Origin of the sequence: Brucella tritici (assembly GCF_008932295.1) — a bacterium.
Taxonomy (GTDB): domain Bacteria; phylum Pseudomonadota; class Alphaproteobacteria; order Rhizobiales; family Rhizobiaceae; genus Brucella; species Brucella tritici.
In genome coordinates, this window is the sequence record NZ_WBWA01000009.1 from 53,270 (window position 1) to 71,378 (window position 18,109).

Here is an 18,109-nt window from a genome sequence, read left to right on the forward strand (position 1 = left end):
CCATCGGCGTCAATCGCGACCGATGATTGACGACCTCATTTCAAGTTAAACAGTGCATCGATATCAAGACACGCCTCCAACCCTTCGGCCAGCTCATCCAATGCAGCTTCAACGCCAGCGCGATAGTTCACCGAACTGCTCCGCACACCAAGATTTTCCAGAAATCTCCGGCGAAATTCATCCGCATTGAAAACACCATGGAGATAAGTCCCCGTGATGCGCCCGTCTGGCGATATGGCTCCATCGTCATGCTCGCCAATGCGGGCGAAGGGACGCCCCATATCCGGTCCGGTCGTTCGGCCGATATGAATTTCATAACCTTGCAGCGGCACATCATGGAGAAGCGAGATCGCCTGCACATTGCGGACCACCTTTTCAGGCTCCATCACAGTTTCGATATCGAGAAGCCCAAGACCGTCAATGTCGCGTACATGACCCTCGAGACCGGACGGGTCGCTGATATGGCGACCAAGCATCTGGAACCCGCCGCAGATACCGAGCACATGACCGCCTCGTTTCACATGGACAGACAATTGGCGATCCCAGCCATTGTCACGAACCGCCTGCATATCGGCTATCGTGGACTTCGTCCCCGGCAGAACGACAAGACCCGCATCACCGGGAATGCTCGAACCGGGCGGCACCATGACCACTTCTACATCCGGTTCAGCTTTTAGCGGATCAAGATCATCGAAATTGGCGATGCGCGGCAACATCGGCACAGCAACCACAAGTGACTTCTTGTCTCCGCGAACGGCGCGCTCAAGAACGACAGAATCTTCGGCTGGCAGTCTCGATACCGCTTTCAGCCACGGGACAACGCCGAAAGAGCGCCAGCCGGTAAACCGGGTAATGGCAGCCAGCCCGTCATCAAAAAGCGAGATATCGCCCCGGAACTTGTTGATCAGAAAACCGCGAACCATGGCGCGGTCCTGTTCGGAAAGAATAGTGTGCGTGCCGACGAGAGAAGCGATAACGCCGCCTCTGTCTATGTCGCCGACGAGAACAACCGGGACATCGGCCTGCGTGGCAAATCCCATATTGGCGATATCGCCAGCCCGCAGATTGATTTCAGCCGGCGACCCTGCCCCTTCCACCAGCACAAGGTCCGCGCCTTCACTGACCCTGGCGAAGGATTCCATGACAGCCGCCATGAGTTGCGGTTTCAATTCCTGATAGTAACGCCCGCGCGCTTCGCCCCGCACCCTTCCCTGCACGACGACTTGGCTACCCATGTCGGTCTGCGGCTTGAGGAGTACCGGGTTCATATGGACAGACGACGGTACACCGCAAGCCAATGCCTGTAACCATTGAGCCCGGCCGATTTCACCGCCATCGTCGCTGACCGCTGCATTGTTGGACATGTTTTGCGGCTTGAAAGGACGAACATTGAGACCGCGATTGCGCGCAACGCGGCATAGTCCGGCAACAAGAACACTTTTGCCGACATCCGAACCCGTTCCCTGAAACATAATTGCGCGTGCCATAAACTGCTGCGTAGCTTAAACTGAACTCGCTGGCAACGGGACCTTGATCGGCGAGCATCTATGCAAAAATGCGCATCAGTTTATTACAAATGTGAGCAACATTATTCCAGTGGAGCGTTGGCAGCCCTCCACGGTTATGATCTAGTCCAGGGGAAGAGGTACGGTGCTACAGAGAGGAAACCATGGATGCTGCCGACCAGAACCAGTTCGAACTGAACGAAGATCAGCTTGCCATTCAGGATATGGCGCGAGCCTTCGCCAGTGATCGCGTTGCCCCGTATGCATTGCAATGGGATCGCGAAAAACATTTCCCGGTCGATATATTGCAAGAGACCGGGCCGCTTGGCATGGGCGGCATTTATGTGCGTGAAGATGTAGGCGGCTCGGCACTCAAACGGCTCGACGCAGTGCTTATTTTTGAAGCGCTGGCAACCGCATGCCCTTCATTCTCAGCTTTTGTCTCCATCCACAACATGGCCGCGTGGATGATCGACACCTACGGTAACGACGAACAGCGCCAGCGCTTTCTGCCGAAGCTCACATCGATGGAATCGCTTGCCAGCTATTGCCTGACTGAGCCCGGATCTGGTTCGGATGCCGCCGCGCTTAGAACACGCGCCACACGCGATGGCGACCATTATATTCTCAACGGTTCCAAGCAGTTCATTTCCGGTGCAGGCGCCACAGATGTCTATGTGACGATGGTGCGTACCGGTGAGGACGGTCCCAAGGGAATTTCCACCATCGTTGTGCCAAAAGATGCACCCGGCCTTTCGTTTGGTGCGAATGAATTCAAGATGGGCTGGAATGCGCAACCGACGAGAACCGTCATTTTCGATAATTGTCGCGTCCCCGCTGAAAACCTTCTCGGCGAAGAAGGTACCGGCTTTCGCATAGCGATGGCAGGACTTGACGGCGGCCGGCTCAATATTGCCGCCTGCTCGCTCGGCGGCGCGCAATCGGCACTCGACAAGTCGCTTGAATATTGTAGCCAGCGTAAGGCTTTCGGCCAGACAATCGATCGCTTTCAAGCGTTGCAATTCCGCCTGGCGGATATGGAAACCGAACTCTCCGCGTCGCGCCTGCTTCTTTACACCGCTGCAAGCAAGCTCGATCGCAAAACACATGATGCAGGCAAATGGTCAGCCATGGCGAAGCGCTTCGTTACCGACACGGGTTTCAATGTGGCGAACGAAGCGCTGCAGCTTTTCGGTGGCTACGGCTATCTGCATGAGTACGGGATCGAAAAGCTTGTCCGTGATCTGCGCGTGCACCAGATTCTCGAAGGTACAAACGAGATCATGCGTGTGATCATTGCGCGCCAGATGATCGGACGTTGATTTTAAAGTGCATCCCGAAAAGTGTGGAACGGCTTTCGGATAAGATACACGTACTTCCAGTTAACAACCGCCAAGGGAGGAATTCATTATGGCCACAATAGCATTTATCGGCCTTGGCAATATGGGTGGCCCGATGGCCGCCAACCTTGTGAAAGCCGGTCACACCGTCCGCGGCTTCGACCTCTTGCCGCAACATCTTGATGAAGCGAAGGCCAATGGTCTCTCGATAGCTTCGAGCGCGCAGGATGCAGTTGCTGACGTCGACGTGGTCATTACCATGCTGCCAGCAGGAAAGCACGTTCTCTCTGTCTATGAAGATATTGCACCAAAAGCTCGAAAAGACTCACTTTTCATCGACTGCTCCACAATCGACGTGGATTCGGCACGCAAAGCACATGAACTGGCCGCGAGCCACGGACATCTTTCCATTGATGCGCCTGTTTCCGGCGGCACTGGCGGCGCTTCGGCGGGTACGCTGACTTTCATGGCTGGTGGCAGCGACGAGGCGTTCAAACGCGGAGAACCGATCCTGCAGCCCATGGCCGGAAAGATCGTTCATTGCGGCGGCGACGGTGCAGGACAGGCTGCAAAGATATGCAACAATATGATCCTCGGCATATCGATGATCGGTGTCAGCGAGGCCTTTGTCCTGGCTGAAAAACTGGGCCTGTCCCATCAGGCGCTCTTCGATGTGGCGTCAACGTCATCGGGGCAATGCTGGTCACTGACAACCTACTGCCCTGTTCCGGGGCCCGTTCCGACATCACCGGCGAACCGCGACTATAAGCCCGGCTTTGCGGCAGCTTTGATGCTGAAGGACCTCAAACTTTCACAGGAAGCCGCCCAAAGCGCTGGCGCGGAAACGCCGCTTGGCGCACATGCACAGGAACTTTACAGCCTTTTTGACGGTGAAGGTCACGGCGGCGAAGACTTTTCGGGCATCATCAATTACCTGCGCGCCAAATCCGGAACCAAGTAAACAATTGCCAATGCAAAAAACTTGCATTGTTTAGATTTGCTTAAGTCTCTGATAACCGTACGGTAACGATGTTGGGCTAGAAAGGAGCAAGAGACGGGTTCACCCCGGCTCGACGCTCCGGATCTGGTACTGCGTACCGGAGCTCAGTATATCCCGCCAGTGTATTGTTCGGCGGAGATGCCATGCGTAATTGGCAAAACCGTGCACCTCTGGCAGCGCGGTTTTTGCCATTTAGGCCTACGAATAGTTGCCTAAATCTGGCCCGTTGCTCTTGATCCCGCAAAATTGCACAATTACACGCCTTTGTTACAAAGCTTTTTGAGCCGTCCGATTGAAATCCGGACATAATCCTGTGAAATGCAGAACGCTTCCGGTGAAGCCTGCACAGATTATTTTTTATTCAGGGCAATGAGTTTGACTGCACAACGATCAGCCACCGCTGTTTCCACTGCCGACAGGAGGCTTTTCGGCCTGCCTTTGGCTGTAGTTTTCGTGCTGTGCTATTTCGCGTTCCAGACCATTCTTGTCACCGTCGTTTCCAACGGCGCCGGTCTCGATGACGCCGAACAACTCGCCAATATCGGTTATCTGGATTGGGGGTATGGCGGGTCGCAGCCCCCTCTTTATACATGGATCACCAATCTGGTAGCGTCAGTGCTAGGCACATCGATGCTCACGCTCCAGATCGTCAAGTTCAGCATTCTCGCCAGCCTTTTCCTGAGCGTTTACGGTGCCATGAGACTGCTCGGCTTTTCGCGCATCGTCGCTTCAGCCAGCATGCTTGGCCTGTTTCTCATCCCGCAGATCGGATGGGAATCGCAGCGCGCCCTGACGCATTCGGTTGCAGGAACAGCGGGTTGTGGCTGGGCCTTTCTGGCCTTTGCCTGGCATATGCGCGCGCGTCATGCAGGCTCCGCTGCCGCGCTTGGCGCCGCCATGGCGGCCGCGCTTCTCGGCAAGTTCAATGCCTCATTCTTCCTGCTCATGTTGATCGTGACGGGACTTCTTATTCCAGAATATCGCCGCATACTGCTTTCCAAGTTGAGCTTCGTTACAATCCTGGCATTTGCAATCTGCTTTGGGCCCACTGCATTCTGGATGCTGGCCCACAAATCAAGCGTCCTGGCGCGCGCCAACAAATTCGAGATCGGCGCTTCGGGCAATGTTGTGTTCGATCGACTGATGGGGGTCGAGAGCCTCGTTGAAGCAGCGTTTCTGTTCTCGATCCTTGCACTGGCAATCGCGGGCATTATCGCGCTCATTCACTGGAAAAAGAGAACGGCACCGTCTACACCGCTCGCTGTCGGCGAGAAGTTCATACGCCTCCTGATTCTCGTCGGGCTGGTTATCGTTCTGGTCGGCGTTGTCGCCACCGGCGCAAATAACGTAAAAGATCGTTGGCTGCAGCCGGTATTGTTCCTCACTCCGGCACTAATGGCCAGCCTTTTTGCCCGATACCGGATCGGAAACAGGGCGTTGATCGACTATGCCGTCGTCAGTGCGGTCGTTGCACTCATCGTTCCGCCGGTCCTAAGCTATTATCTGACTTACGGTTCAAGTTCGCCGCCCTATGGCCAACTCGACTATCGGCACCTTTACGAAGAAGTGCAGGCGAAAGGTCCGTTCAAGACGATCCTGACGGACAATGCGCAGATACCGGGCAATTTCAGATTGTTTGACTCGTCCTTGCGTGTGGTGCATCCCGAAACGCCAGACGCCAGAGCGCATTTGACACCACCCGTGCTCGTCATGTGGTTTGGTAGTGCTGTACCGAATGACCGCATTGCAGCATTATTGCAGAATGCGAACATTCCCGTGCCTCAAAACAGCATCGCCACCACCAATATTCAATACAAAACCCGACCGGACAAGCACATAACAGTCAGCTATTTTCTGGCTCCATAAAGAAAAGGCCCGGTATACCCGGGCCCTTCTGTTCTCTTTACTCTACAGTTTCCTGAACCGCATGGGCGGTGCCCTTTACGTCGCGACCAACGCCGCGAACAGTATTTGCGCAGGACGCAAGCGTAAATGCGCAGAGAACGATAGCAACAGGGACAAGTCGGGTCAGCTTCATGACAGTCTCTCCAATGGGATGCGCTTTTCTGCTCTTTTGAAGGAGCAGATGCATAGAGTTCCAAGTCTATTCAAACCAGTTATGCCTCCCGCCACATACGAAGCCCCTGCCCGGCATCTGGCGGTGAAGCCGATTCACTCGGCTGTCACAAAATAAATCTAGCGCAGCGTTTTTCACTGGCAAGAGAATGCATTAGTAACCATCCCAATAAACTGTGAACCGCCATCAGCAGGAACGAAACGTCTCGAAGCGCCCGGAACGGCGGTAGCCTTCGAAAACACTTCGCAGATGGTCGGCAACAACCTGAATGTGCGGGCCAGCTTCGGGCTTCACAACCATGCCAAGCTGATAGCGGCCCAGAGCAGGCAGACCATGCTCCGGCCCCAGGGCAACGATCCCGTCACTCAATAAGGTTTTACCGAACGGTGCAATCGCGAGATCAGCCATGATCGCAGCACGCTGTCCCGTCGAATGCGAACTCATATAGGCAATACGGTAAGGACGGCCGCTGCTTTCAAGCGCCTCCAGCGCACTGCCACGCCAGGCACAGCCCTCTTCCCAAATGGAAAGCGGCAGAGGCTCCCGACGATAGGCCGTACCGCATTTGGCACCAGCCCAAACCAGCTCCTCGTCCAGCAGAACTTCCACATCGCCCTTGTTCAATATCGTATGAGATACATTGATCAGCGTCACATCCAGTCGGCGTTCATCGAGCCGCTTGCGCAGGTTGCTGCTCTGGTCGATCACCACATCGACCGTTACGCCGGGATGGCTTTCAGCAAAACGCTTCAACACCAGCGGCAGCACGCATTCGCCGATATCGTCCGGCGAGCCCAATCGAACAACGCCAGTCACCGTGGGCGCTACAAATTTCGAAACTGCTTCTCGATTGAGCGCCAGAAGACGACGCGCATATCCAAGCAGAATCTCGCCATCGCTTGTCAGCGTCACCGAGCGTGCATCCCGATCGAAAACTGCAACGCCAATCTGTTCTTCCAGCTTCTTGATCTGCATCGAAACCGCAGACGGGGTGCGAAACACCGCGTTCGCCGCAGAGGAAAAACTTCCCGTATCGGCAATCGCCACGAATGTGCGCAGCACATCAATATCGAGCATTGGAAGGGGGTGTTGAACGGGCGCTGTCATCACGGATTCCGTTTTCAGTACATTGTTCAAATTTTCTGATCTTAAACCTTTCTATATTTCGTTTGATTGAACGTCAAGCCGAATGCACATTCAAGACACGAACAAGCAGAGCTGCAGCGAGCGTATCAACCGAACCTTCTGAATGAGGAGAGAGAAAATGACCATTCAGTGCCAATCCGCTCCCAACGGACGGACAACTGCCATGCGCTTTACGGCAACATCATCCGCTGCGAACGCACCATCCTGGTTGCTCGAATTTTACGCCAAAGTGCAAAAGCAGGTGGAAATCTGGTCTTTCGAGCGTCGCGTGAGACGGAGCCGTCGTGTTCTGGAAGCGCTGCCTGAGCACATATTGCACGATATCGGCTGGCCGAACGTGGATGATCGTCTGCCAGGCATCGCCAAAAACACGGAAGAGTTCAAGCGTGGGAAGTAAAGCCAGTTGAGGGCGATCATACGACCCGCCCTCAATTTCCCGACATTGAATTACCTTTTCGCGGCAGGCATTTAGCCGCACTTTGCAACCTACCCGTTCTGTGTCTCAATAGAACACTGTCTTGTTTGCGCCATCACCGTCCCCCTGTGAATCCGGGTTGACGCGACAGGAACACCGGTCTGAAAGCGACCGGGAAAAACCGGGCCCAAAACCACCCGGAGTCGTGACGGAGACACAAGGCTTCAGCTGCGTCGGGAACCGCAGTCAGAGCCTTCGAGAATGGGAACGATCGGGCATGATCCAGGCTTCATCGGTTAAGCGGTCTATTGTCTTTTTTCTTGTTCCAAACTTTTCGATGATTGCGTTCGCAACGGCCATCGAGCCGCTGCGCATCGCAAATCGGATGCTGGGCTATGATGCCTATCGATGGCGATTGACATCGGTTGACGGAAAGCCGGTGACCGCATCCAATGGTGTGGAATGCGCAGTCAACGCATCGCTGGAAGACGAGCGACGCTTCCTCCAGCGCGAGCAGCGCCCCTCGATGGTATTCGTCTGTTCCGGCGTTTATGTGGAAGAATTCAGGAACAAGTCGGTCTTTGCGTGGTTGCGCGAAGAATATAATCGCGGCGTGGCAGTCGGTGGGCTTTGTACCGGCGCCCATATACTGGCCGCTGCCGGACTTTTATCTGGCAAGCGCTGTGCAATTCACTGGGAAAACCTGCCGGGCTTCTCGGAAGCCTTCCCTAAGGCCGAGGTCTATGCCGATCTCTTTGAGGTCGACGGCAATCTTTACACCTGCGCAGGCGGGACGGCCTCTCTCGATATGATGCTGAAACTGATCGGAGATGATTTCGACGCCAATCTGGTTAACAAGATTTGTGAACAGGCGCTGACTGATCGTGTCCGCAGCCCGCAGGATCGCCAGCGCCTGCCGCTGCGTGCCCGGCTCGGCATTCAGAACTCCAAGGTATTGACCATCATCGAGATGATGGAAGCCAATCTTTCAGAGCCGCAGGCATTGATCAATGTAGCCCATACGATTGGTCTTTCGCGGCGTCAGGTGGAGCGTCTTTTCCGACAGGAGATGGGCCGATCTCCGGCACGTTATTATCTGGAAATTCGACTCGATCGCGCACGGCATCTATTGTTGCAGTCGTCCATGCCTGTGGTCGAGGTCGCAGTCGCCTGTGGCTTTGTTTCGGCGTCGCATTTTTCCAAATGCTATCGGGAATTATACGGACGCTCGCCACAACAGGAACGGGCAGAGCGCAAAATGCTCATCGCCGCTTAAGCACGACATCAAAGAAAGATAGAGCTGCATCTTGAATGGAGCAGCTCCCCTTCTGTCAGCTTTCAAAATAAAATCAAAACCATACAGGCTTTTCCGGAATCAGTTTCACAGATCGAACCATCTGTGGATGCAGGATTGTTGGATATGTCGCGAACAGGACAGCCGATACTCAACCTTCCGGGATTTCCAGAAGCTGCGATGCAGTCGTCTGACGCTGCGAATATGTCGTATAAAGGCAAATGTCGCGCCCAGCCAACGACTATGGTTTTGTCAAATACCAACTAGAGCGGTTCCAGTTATTACGGAGTCGTTGAAATCGCTCTATCCATCTTTTTCACGCATTATCCGACGCAAAACCGCTTCGCACTTTTGCTGGAAATGCTCTAGGGACGCATAAAATGGCAGAGTTTCGAAAAAAGGCGAAAGTTGTGATTGTCGGGCTTGGCGGCATCGTTGGAGCCTCGGTGGCACACCATCTGATCGAGCGCGGCTGGGACGATATCGTCGGCATCGACAAGTCCGGCATTCCGACTGATATCGGCTCGACCGCCCATGCGTCAGATTTCTGCTATGCGACGAGCCATGACTTCCTCTCCTGCTGGACAACGCTCTACTCCATCGATTTTTATGAAAAGATGGGGCATTACGCTCGCGTTGGCGGCATCGAGGTGGCGCGCGTTGGCGACGATGCCCGCATGGATGAAATCAAGCGTAAGGTCGCATCGGGTAAAGCTTTCGGCACCCGCGCCCGGCTGATGGAACCGGCAGAGATCAAGGAGAAATTCCCGCTTATCGAGGAAAGTCTGGTTCAAGGCGGCCTGTGGGACCCGGATGCCGGTCTGGTTATCCCACGTTCGCAGACTGTCGCTGGCAAGCTGATCGATCAGGCGGAAGCTGCTGGCAAGTTGCAGAGCTTTGCCAACACGCCTGCCCAGTCACTGCTGGTCGAAAACGGTCGCATCAAGGGTGTCGTCACCCATCGCGGCACCATCGAAGCTGATTATGTCATTATCTGCGCTGGCCTTTGGGGACGCCTCATCGCCGAAATGGTGGGGGAAGACCTGCCCGTCATGCCGATCGACCATCCGCTGACATTCTTCGGCCCCTATAACGAGTTTGAAGGCACCGGCAAGGAAATCGGCTGGCCACTCATGCGCGATCAGGGCAATTCTGCCTATATGCGCGACACTGGCGACCCGAAGACTGCCGAAGGCGGCCAGATCGAATGGGGCTATTACGAAGAAAAGAACCCGCGCCTGTGTCATCCGCGCGACCTTCTGGAAAAGCACGAAGCACGTCTCTCGCCATCGCAGCGCGATCTTGAGATGGACCAGATTCTGGAACCGCTTGAGCGCGCAATCGAACTGACACCTATTCTGGGCGAACTCGGCTACAACGAAAGCCACTCCTTCAACGGCTTCCTGCAGGTCACGACCGATGGCGGTCCATCCATGGGTGAAAGCCAGAAGGTGCGCGGTCTGTGGTATGCAGTCGCCATCTGGGTCAAGGACGGTCCCGGCATGGGCAAGCTCATCGCGGACTGGATGACGGATGGCCGCACATCAATCGACCATCACGCCATCGACTATTCCCGTTTCTATCCGCATCAGATGACCGAGCAGTTCATCTGGGATCGCTGCACAGAAACGGCGATGAAGGTGTACAATCCGGCAGTCCACCCGCGTGAACCCTTCTCAAAGGGTCGCAATATCCGCCGTTCGCCATTCTATGAGCGCGAAGTGGAACTTGGCGGTCATTTTATGGAGCTTGGCGGCTGGGAGCGTGCGCATGGCTATGCCGCCAATGAGCACCTTCTCCAAAAATATAGTGATCGCGTACCAGTACGTGAGAACGAATGGGACAACCGCCATTTCTGGCGCGTCTCCAATGCCGAACATCTGGAACTGACTGAAAATTGCGGCATTATCAATCTCTCGCACTTTGCGATGTACGATATCGAAGGTCCTGACCATGTAGAGCTGATGGAATGGCTGTGCGCTGCCAAGATTGGCGGCGATGCAAATATCGGCAAGGGTATCTATACCCACTTCCTTGATGACGAAGGCATGGTGCGCGCCGACTTCACGGCAATCCGCATGGCAGACCGCATCCGCATGATCAATGGCGCCGATGCAGGGCCTCGCGACTTCCACTATATGCGCCGTGTGGCCGAAGATAAGGGCTTTGACGTAACAATCACCGATGTGACGGAAAAATACGTCACCATCGGCATCTGGGGTCCGAATGCGCGCGAGAACCTGAAGAAGGTCGTTGAGAACCCGGAAGGTCTTGATGCGGAAAATTTCCCCTTCGCTGCTATCAAGCCAATCCGGATTGCGGGCAAGGATGTTACCGCGTTCCGCATTTCCTATGTCGGTGAACAAGGCTGGGAACTGCATATGCGTTACGAAGACGGCCTTGCCGTCTGGGATGCGCTTCGCTCGACCGGCGTGATTGCGGTGGGCGTCGAGACCTATGCCAACACGCGTCGCATGGAAAAGAGCCTGCGGCTGCAGAACGCCGATCTGCTGACGGAGTATAATCTTCTCGAAGCCGACCTTGCTCGTCCGAAGGTCAAGGAAGCGGATTTCCGCGGCAGGGAAAAGCATGTGGAGTACCGCTCCCGCGAACACCAACCTGCGATGCTCTGCACACTCGTCATGACCGACAATGTGGATTCCAGGGGCGTCGCGCGTTATCCTGTCGGCATCATGCCGGTACAGAATCCGGAAACAGGAGAGACACTCGTCGACGAACTTGGACGTCGATCCTTCACAAGCTCGGTCGCGTATGGTCCAACCATTGGCAAAAACATTGCTCTCGCTTATCTGCCGTGGGCCTATTGTCAGGAGGGCCGCAAACTGAGCGTGGAATATTTCGGCGAGACTTATCCGGTTGAAGTCGCCTCGATTGGCTACAAGCCTCTCTACGACCCGGAAAACCTCAAGCCTCGCAGCTAACCGAGACATCTTCTACATAAAAAGCCGAGGCAGTGCCTCGGCTTTTTTGCATCCTGAAATGGAAAGACTATTTCAAGGTAGCCTTGCCGCCGCTGAGCGTAATCGTTTCGCCGCCAGTCAGAGCTTCGCGATCTCCGTTCGGAAAGGTCACGAAACAGCCCGAGGCGCAAAATTCGACAGTTTCACCGGGCGCGACGATCATTTCGCGCTTGGAAGCACCTTCGGTGACCACAATCGTCTGAGGCCCACTATCATTGTTGGAAATCTGGGCCGCATATGCGTTGCCTGCCAAGACTACAAAGCCGACTGCTGCACCAAGAACAAGCTTACCCAAGCTGTTGACCTGATTTCTGTTCATACCGTCCCGACCTTTCCATCGCTCCCGCCGCGATATGTCCGATGTCGCATGAGCCCTATTGCCCTCTGTCATCTTCTTTATAAGCGGACAAAACTGAACTGCAACTGAACGAAATGTTCATCAAGCGCGGTCGTCGGTATCTTCCTTCGCTTCGGGCTTCACTGCGTTCGCCTTTTTCTTCCCGGCCGCAGAGGAAAGCTCCTTTTCCTTCTGCATCAGCTCCGAAAGCTTCTCGATTTCCGGCCCCTTGAGAACAAGATCAGTCGAGGACGAGGACAGATGCAAGCCTTCCTCATGGAAGCGTTCGACGATCTGGAACCGCAGTTCGTTCTTGATGCCGCCTGTCGACGTTATGTCGGCCACATGGGCGTAAACATCAAAGACCATCAGTGAATCGTTCATACTTTGAAACGAAACAAAAGGTTCCGGGTTCTTCAGGATCGAAGGGTGGCCTCGAACGATTTCGAGAAGCAATGCATGAACCCGGCGAGGCTCTGCCGTATAGGAAGCCTGCACATTAATATCGATGCGTCCAAGTTTGTTGCGATGCGTCCAATTGCCGACATTACCGTTGATAAGCGTCGAATTCGGCACGATGATCGATTGCTTCTGGAAGGTTTCCACCTCCGTTGCGCGCACGCTGATCTTCTTGACGATACCGCTGACTGTACCGGCTTCCACCCAGTCGCCAACCTTGAACGGACGTTCTGCGAGAAGAATAAGACCGGAAACGAAATTCTGGACGATATTCTGGAGACCGAAACCGATACCAAGAGACAGACCACCGGCAATAAGTGCAAGGTTCGACATATTGAACCCTGCCGCCGATACGCCCATCAGAGCCGCAAGACAAAGCCCTACATAGCCTATGACTGTGCGGATAGAATTGCGAACACCGGAATCGACACGCCCGCGTGCCATGACGCTGTTATCGAGCCAGTTCTGGAACCAGCGCGTCAGCAGATAACCGATCACGAACAGCAGAACGCCCGTCAAAAGTCCCATGAGCGAGATCGAAATATTGCCGATCTGGAACCCGGTCATCAACTGATAGAAGGTGCTTTTCAGTTCCGCCCACTGGAAGCCGAGCTGCATCAGAACCAGCGGAATACCGATCAAGGCAACGACGAGATTGATCAGAATGCCCGCCAGAAGACCAAGCTGATCAAGGGTTGCGTCATCGAAATGAAAACGCTCCCGCATTGCCTTGCCGATCTGGCTGGACGCGAAAGCCTGCTCCTCGGAAATCGCACGACCGGTCAGGAAGCCCATATACATGGTAACAAGGAAAGCGCCTGTCACCACAATTTGCTGCGATATGAAGCGCGCCATGCCGATATAGCCGAACACGGCAGCAAGAATTGGCAAAAGCCCCAATATGATGAGGAATGTTCGGAATGCACGCGGCCATGACCGGACGGCGCCATCCTTTTCCCGCTCTACGGGCTTCAGGAAGGCAATTGCCAGAATAAGGACACCGACCATCACGGTGGCCAGCAAGCTCTTCGCCATCGTCAGGGACAGCGGCGACGAGAGTATCTGGTTGACCGTCCCGAAGAAGGAATCGAGCCCGCTTGTCAGCGCCGTTCCCGTTATCAGCCAGCCCAAAACACGCCCCGGTCGGGGTGCGACCGGAACTAGTCGCCACTGCGGCATATCCGAACTGATACAGGCGGATGCCAACCGATGAATGAAGAAAACAAGCCCCAGCACGATGAACAACGACCGGAAAAGAGCAGCAATATCCGTTCTCAAAACATTGAAATAATTGAGAAAAAAGTACGTTGTCGCTAGGAAAACACCAACAGCCGCCGACGGTATCACCGTAGACCAGAACGCCACTGAAAGGCGGCTTAGATACGATGGGGATTCAATCGTCGGATCGCGTTGATAAATCGCGCCTAGAACGCGTCTTGCCCCGATCTGGATGACCAGAGCGGCCACGAACGCGAAAAAGGCGGCGGCAAGAAATGATTTAAGCTTGAACGTGCTAACAAAACGCCACCAGGACTGAACGATACGCCAGAGCGAAACCATCTGGTTGCTGGCGGCTGATGCGACCTCCGTGCCGAGCGTTGTATCGATGTTCACACGCTGGGAAAGTGTCCTTGTAAACAGATCCCGGCGCATATCGCCGATTTTTGCGGACATCTGATTGACGGAAAGCGACGTATCTTCCGTCTCGCCGACAACGGCATTTATTTCAGCCTTCTCAGCGGTCAGCCGGGCGCGCTCTTCACTGACGATTGCCGGTTCCGGCGGCTGATCGCCGGATGGCGCAGACCCTAGCTGCTCCAGTCGCGTATTGATCTCACTGAGGCGCGGGCGAAATGCAACGCCAGCCTCCAGAAGCTTCTTTGAAAGGGAGTCCAGTTGAAGCTTGAGGTTGGCCAGTGATTCATCGTTCGAAGCAGCCTTTGGAAGCTGGTCGCTGATCCGCTTTGTCTGCTGCTTCAGGTCATTGATAACCGGCTTTTGCTGTTGAACGACACCAGAAACGGGCGCAGGAGCCTGTTGCTGATCAGTGGTAGCGGGCGCTTGCTTGGTTGAATCGCTTTGGGAAGCAGCGGCTGGTGCAGCTTGTGTTGCCTGCGGGGCTGGCTGTTTGTTGTCCTGCGCGAAAGCCGGCGCAAAGCTGCCCAGCGGCAGAGCGCTGATCAGAAGAGAAAATGCAAGAACACGAAACGTCGATGAATATGCCAATTCAATTCTGCCGTTAAACAAGACATGGTTTCAACATAAAGCGCCCTAAAACGGATGCAAGGCGTGGCTGCTTACAAGATATTGTAGCGTGTAGGAAGCGGACCCATACCGTATTAGACAAGCCTTGATGCCAGTATTTCCTTGTTCGTGCGAACACAAATGATTAATGAGGATTCGCAATGAGTGTGAAAAGCTGGCTCAACTCCACGGATAGACTCTAAAGAAAGTCTTGGCGATTTGATGAAGGGCATGAAAAACACGGAGCAGCACAAACGGCATGGTTTCATGCTGTTCGTTACGTGCGTCCTGTCGTTTACAGCTTTTCTGTTCGCCGTGGATTTTTCAACGCTCGATGACGATGCGGCTCGCGGTCACTCCGGCGGCATTGTCGCAAGGCAGGTCGAAGGCAGTCCAGCAACACCTGTTCGCCAGCAGTCTACCCCTTCACCACAGCCCATGCGGGCAATCCTGATCGAAGCTATCGCAGCGAAGATCAAAACCGCTTATCTCGATCGTACTGGAGCAGCACTCCCTGTTGCAACGGCAGCGATTCTTCCTCCAAAGACGAGATCAGCCGAAGCGGCGCAGAATTTCCGGCGCCTCGCAGTTTTGCAGGGACATTTTGGCTCTGCCCGTGCGCCTCCGAAAAGCGCATAATGTGCCAATCTTGATGATTGGCCCTTACCAATCCTAACGCCATTACAAACAATGCCCGTACCGCCACTTGATATTAAGTGGCAATTGGGGCGTACCAACCGGAACCTTAATCCATGCGTACTTCGAAATGGGTGGTCGTGCTGTATAGCCTGATCGTTGCGATCGGCATCATCATTGCCTTGCCCAACTTCTTCACCCAAAAGCACCTTGACGCGATGCCGTCCTGGTTCCCGAAGCGTCAGGTCACGCTCGGCCTCGATCTGCGCGGCGGCTCCTATCTCGTGCTTGAAGTCGATGCAGCCGGCCTGAAAAAGGACCGTTTGCGTTCTCTGCTTGACGATGCCCGCAGCAAGCTGCGCGCCGAACGTATCCAGCCACAGTCGATCCGTGCTGTCGGCGATGCCGTTGTCGTGACCATCCCTGATGCCGACCAGCGTTCGAAGGCGGAAACGGCATTGCGTACCTTGATATCGCAGGTCAATACCAGCGGTTTCGGTACGGCAATCAATGACATCGATGTTGCCTCGACTGACAATCAGGTGCGCCTGACGCTGACAGAGGCAGGCTTCAACTACCGTCTTGATGCCGCTCTCCAGCAGAGCCTTGAAATCATCCGTCAGCGCGTTGACCAGGTCGGTGTCGCTGAACCCTCCATCCAGCGTGTAGGCTCGGATCGTATCGTGGTTCAGCTTCCTGGCCTTCAGGACCCGGCTCAGCTTCGTCAACTTCTCGGAAGCACCGCGAAGATGAGCTTCCATATGGTCGCCGATGCCAATCCGAACGATGCACCGCCTCCTGGCGTGACCATCATGCCGGATTCCAAGGACCCAAACATCAAGTACCCGATCGAGGATCAGGTTGCCCTTTCCGGCGAGCGTCTTACCGATGCGCGTGCAGGTTTCGACCAGCGCACCAATGAGCCGATCGTGTCCTTCCGTTTCGATAGTCTCGGCGCACGTCAGTTCGCCGACATCACGACAAAGAACGTCAATCGTCCGTTTGCAATTGTGCTTGATGGCAAGGTGCTGAGCGCACCCGTCATCCGTGAACCGATCACCGGCGGCTCGGGCCAGATTTCCGGCAGCTTTACAGTTCAGGATACCGTCGTCCTCTCGGCCCTCCTGCGCGCTGGCGCCCTGCCCGCTCCGCTGACCGTCATCGAAGAACGTACGGTTGGTCCGGACCTTGGCGGCGATGCCATCAAGATGGGCCTCATTACCGGTATCGTCGGCTTCGTGCTTGTCGCGGTCTTCATCCAGCTCCTTTATGGCGTTTGGGGTACCATCGCCAATGTGGCGCTCCTGCTCCACACCTTGCTCACCTTCTCCGCATTGAGCCTTATCGGTGCAACGCTGACCTTGCCCGGTATCGCCGGTATCATTCTCGGTATCGGTATCGCGGTTGACGCCAATATTCTCATCAACGAACGTATTCGCGAAGAAACGCGGCGAGGCCTCGGGGCCATGGCCGCGCTGGATAAGGGCTTCCATAGCGCCTTCTCCACTATTGTGGATGCGAACGTTACGTCCTTGATCTCGACCTTGCTGCTGTTCACCTTCGGCACCGGTCCGGTTCGTGGCTTTGCTATCACCATGATGCTCGGTATTGCGATCTCGATGTTCACGGATGTGACGCTGGTTCGCATGGCGATGGCCTGGTACGTCCGCAAGCGTAAGCTGAAGGTGCTCGTCATCGAGCCGTTCCTGAAGTTTGTTCCAGAAAAGACGAATATCAGTTTCATGAACGCCCGCTTCGTCGGCATCGGCGTCTCGATCGTGCTGTCGATCCTGTCGATTGGCCTGTTCTTCAAGCCGGGGCTGAATTACGGCATCGACTTTAAGGGCGGTATCCAGGCGGAAATCGTCACGTCACAACCAGCCGATCTGGCACAACTGCGCGAAAAACTCGGCGCGCTGGGGCTTGGTGAAGTAGCACTTCAGTCTGCCGGTAGCCCGAACGATGTTCTGATCCGCGTTCAGCGTCAGGATGGTGGCGAGGAAGCGCAGACAGTTGCCGTCAACAAGATGCGCGAAGCCGTAACCGAGCTTGATCCCGGCGTGAAGATCGAGCGTACGGAAGTGGTCGGTCCCAAGGTTTCCGGCGAATTGGCCCGTTCAGGCTTCATCGCGGTCGTCCTCTCGGCACTCGGCATGCTCATCTATCTCTGGTGGCGTTTCGAATGGTTCTTTGCGATGGGCGCGATCATCACGCTCATCCTCGACACCACGAAGATGGTTGGCTTCTTTGCGCTGTTCCAGCTCGATTTCAACCTGACCGCCATTGCAGCACTTCTGACCGCTATCGGTTACTCGGTAAACGATAAGGTCGTGGTTTATGACCGCATGCGTGAAAACATGCGTCTTTATAAATCGAAACCGCTGCGCGAGATCGTCGACATGAGTATCAATCAGGTGCTCGTCCGTTGTATTTATACATCGATGACGACGTTCCTGTGTATGCTCCCGATGGCTATCTGGGGCGGTAGCGCGGTTCATAATTTTGCCGTGCCGATGCTGTTCGGTATCGTTATCGCAACATCGTCGTCGATCTTCATCGCCGCTCCGATTCTGCTTCTGCTGGGCAACTGGTGGCAGCACCGCAAGGAAGCGCATCAGGCTATTGAAGACAGCGCCGCCGCACAGAAATAACCCGTTTGCCGGGCAAGGCTCAGG

Annotated in this window: 13 protein-coding genes; 8 read left to right on the forward strand and 5 right to left on the reverse strand. The window is 55.0% G+C overall.

Annotation, left to right across the window (positions count from 1 at the left end; all coding sequences use genetic code 11):
• Window positions 1–35: 35 nt before the first annotated feature.
• Complete coding sequence (locus tag F9K91_RS11600; RefSeq protein ID WP_151677842.1) at window positions 36–1,487, reverse strand: cobyric acid synthase; 1,452 nt, start codon at window positions 1,485–1,487, stop codon at window positions 36–38.
• A 182-nt stretch (window positions 1,488–1,669) separates the two neighbouring features.
• Here F9K91_RS11600 and F9K91_RS11605 point away from each other — a divergent pair, with 182 nt between their 5' ends.
• The 3 genes from F9K91_RS11605 to F9K91_RS11615 all read left to right on the forward strand — a co-directional run bounded on the left by F9K91_RS11605 (window position 1,670) and on the right by F9K91_RS11615 (window position 5,711).
• Entirely contained in the window at window positions 1,670–2,827 is a 1,158-nt protein-coding gene (locus F9K91_RS11605; protein WP_151677843.1) for an isobutyryl-CoA dehydrogenase, read from the forward strand.
• Between the two features lie 88 nt (window positions 2,828–2,915).
• A complete protein-coding gene (gene mmsB, locus F9K91_RS11610; protein WP_151651739.1) occupies window positions 2,916–3,806 on the forward strand; it encodes a 3-hydroxyisobutyrate dehydrogenase in 891 nt (296 codons plus the stop codon).
• A gap of 408 nt (window positions 3,807–4,214) precedes the next feature.
• Window positions 4,215–5,711: a glycosyltransferase family 39 protein gene (locus F9K91_RS11615; protein ID WP_151677844.1), complete on the forward strand. Its 1,497-nt coding sequence runs from the start codon at window positions 4,215–4,217 to the stop codon at window positions 5,709–5,711.
• A 37-nt stretch (window positions 5,712–5,748) separates the two neighbouring features.
• Here the strand turns inward: F9K91_RS11615 and F9K91_RS11620 are convergent, their stop codons facing one another.
• Window positions 5,749–5,883: an entericidin A/B family lipoprotein gene (locus F9K91_RS11620; protein WP_012091850.1), complete on the reverse strand. Its 135-nt coding sequence runs from the start codon at window positions 5,881–5,883 to the stop codon at window positions 5,749–5,751.
• Window positions 5,884–6,108: 225 nt separating this feature from the next.
• Entirely contained in the window at window positions 6,109–7,029 is a 921-nt protein-coding gene (locus F9K91_RS11625) for a LysR family transcriptional regulator (RefSeq protein ID WP_061346091.1), read from the reverse strand.
• A 157-nt stretch (window positions 7,030–7,186) separates the two neighbouring features.
• Here F9K91_RS11625 and F9K91_RS11630 point away from each other — a divergent pair, with 157 nt between their 5' ends.
• The 3 genes from F9K91_RS11630 (at window position 7,187) to F9K91_RS11645 (ending at window position 11,719) form a co-directional block, all read left to right on the forward strand.
• Entirely contained in the window at window positions 7,187–7,465 is a 279-nt protein-coding gene (locus F9K91_RS11630) for a DUF1127 domain-containing protein (RefSeq protein WP_061346090.1), read from the forward strand.
• Between the two features lie 295 nt (window positions 7,466–7,760).
• On the forward strand, window positions 7,761–8,759 hold the full coding sequence (locus F9K91_RS11635) for a GlxA family transcriptional regulator (RefSeq protein WP_012091847.1): 999 nt from the start codon (window positions 7,761–7,763) through the stop codon (window positions 8,757–8,759).
• Between the two features lie 398 nt (window positions 8,760–9,157).
• Window positions 9,158–11,719: a GcvT family protein gene (locus F9K91_RS11645; protein ID WP_151677846.1), complete on the forward strand. Its 2,562-nt coding sequence runs from the start codon at window positions 9,158–9,160 to the stop codon at window positions 11,717–11,719.
• A gap of 67 nt (window positions 11,720–11,786) precedes the next feature.
• Here F9K91_RS11645 and F9K91_RS11650 read toward each other — a convergent pair whose 3' ends face one another.
• Together F9K91_RS11650 and F9K91_RS11655 are read right to left on the reverse strand one after the other, a co-directional pair.
• On the reverse strand, window positions 11,787–12,077 hold the full coding sequence (locus F9K91_RS11650; RefSeq protein WP_151555724.1) for a hypothetical protein: 291 nt from the start codon (window positions 12,075–12,077) through the stop codon (window positions 11,787–11,789).
• A 120-nt stretch (window positions 12,078–12,197) separates the two neighbouring features.
• Entirely contained in the window at window positions 12,198–14,780 is a 2,583-nt protein-coding gene (locus F9K91_RS11655; protein WP_151677847.1) for a mechanosensitive ion channel family protein, read from the reverse strand.
• Window positions 14,781–15,020: 240 nt separating this feature from the next.
• On the opposite strand from F9K91_RS11655, the gene F9K91_RS11660 reads away from it, so the two are divergent.
• Together F9K91_RS11660 and secD are read left to right on the forward strand one after the other, a co-directional pair.
• Window positions 15,021–15,437, forward strand: coding sequence for a hypothetical protein (locus F9K91_RS11660; protein WP_151677848.1), 417 nt, complete (start codon window positions 15,021–15,023; stop codon window positions 15,435–15,437).
• A 113-nt stretch (window positions 15,438–15,550) separates the two neighbouring features.
• On the forward strand, window positions 15,551–18,085 hold the full coding sequence (secD, locus tag F9K91_RS11665; RefSeq protein WP_151555721.1) for a protein translocase subunit SecD: 2,535 nt from the start codon (window positions 15,551–15,553) through the stop codon (window positions 18,083–18,085).
• Window positions 18,086–18,109: the final 24 nt, after the last annotated feature.

Coding starts and splice junctions, on each gene's coding strand:
- F9K91_RS11605 (WP_151677843.1), top strand. CDS start 1,670: ATGGATGCTGCCGACCAGAACCAGTTCGAACTGAACGAAGATCAGCTT.
- F9K91_RS11630 (WP_061346090.1), top strand. CDS start 7,187: ATGACCATTCAGTGCCAATCCGCTCCCAACGGACGGACAACTGCCATG.
- F9K91_RS11600 (WP_151677842.1), bottom strand. CDS start 1,487: ATGGCACGCGCAATTATGTTTCAGGGAACGGGTTCGGATGTCGGCAAA.
- F9K91_RS11635 (WP_012091847.1), top strand. CDS start 7,761: ATGATCCAGGCTTCATCGGTTAAGCGGTCTATTGTCTTTTTTCTTGTT.
- F9K91_RS11660 (WP_151677848.1), top strand. CDS start 15,021: ATGAAGGGCATGAAAAACACGGAGCAGCACAAACGGCATGGTTTCATG.
- F9K91_RS11615 (WP_151677844.1), top strand. CDS start 4,215: ATGAGTTTGACTGCACAACGATCAGCCACCGCTGTTTCCACTGCCGAC.
- secD (WP_151555721.1), top strand. CDS start 15,551: ATGCGTACTTCGAAATGGGTGGTCGTGCTGTATAGCCTGATCGTTGCG.
- mmsB (WP_151651739.1), top strand. CDS start 2,916: ATGGCCACAATAGCATTTATCGGCCTTGGCAATATGGGTGGCCCGATG.
- F9K91_RS11620 (WP_012091850.1), bottom strand. CDS start 5,883: ATGAAGCTGACCCGACTTGTCCCTGTTGCTATCGTTCTCTGCGCATTT.
- F9K91_RS11645 (WP_151677846.1), top strand. CDS start 9,158: ATGGCAGAGTTTCGAAAAAAGGCGAAAGTTGTGATTGTCGGGCTTGGC.
- F9K91_RS11650 (WP_151555724.1), bottom strand. CDS start 12,077: ATGAACAGAAATCAGGTCAACAGCTTGGGTAAGCTTGTTCTTGGTGCA.
- F9K91_RS11625 (WP_061346091.1), bottom strand. CDS start 7,029: ATGACAGCGCCCGTTCAACACCCCCTTCCAATGCTCGATATTGATGTG.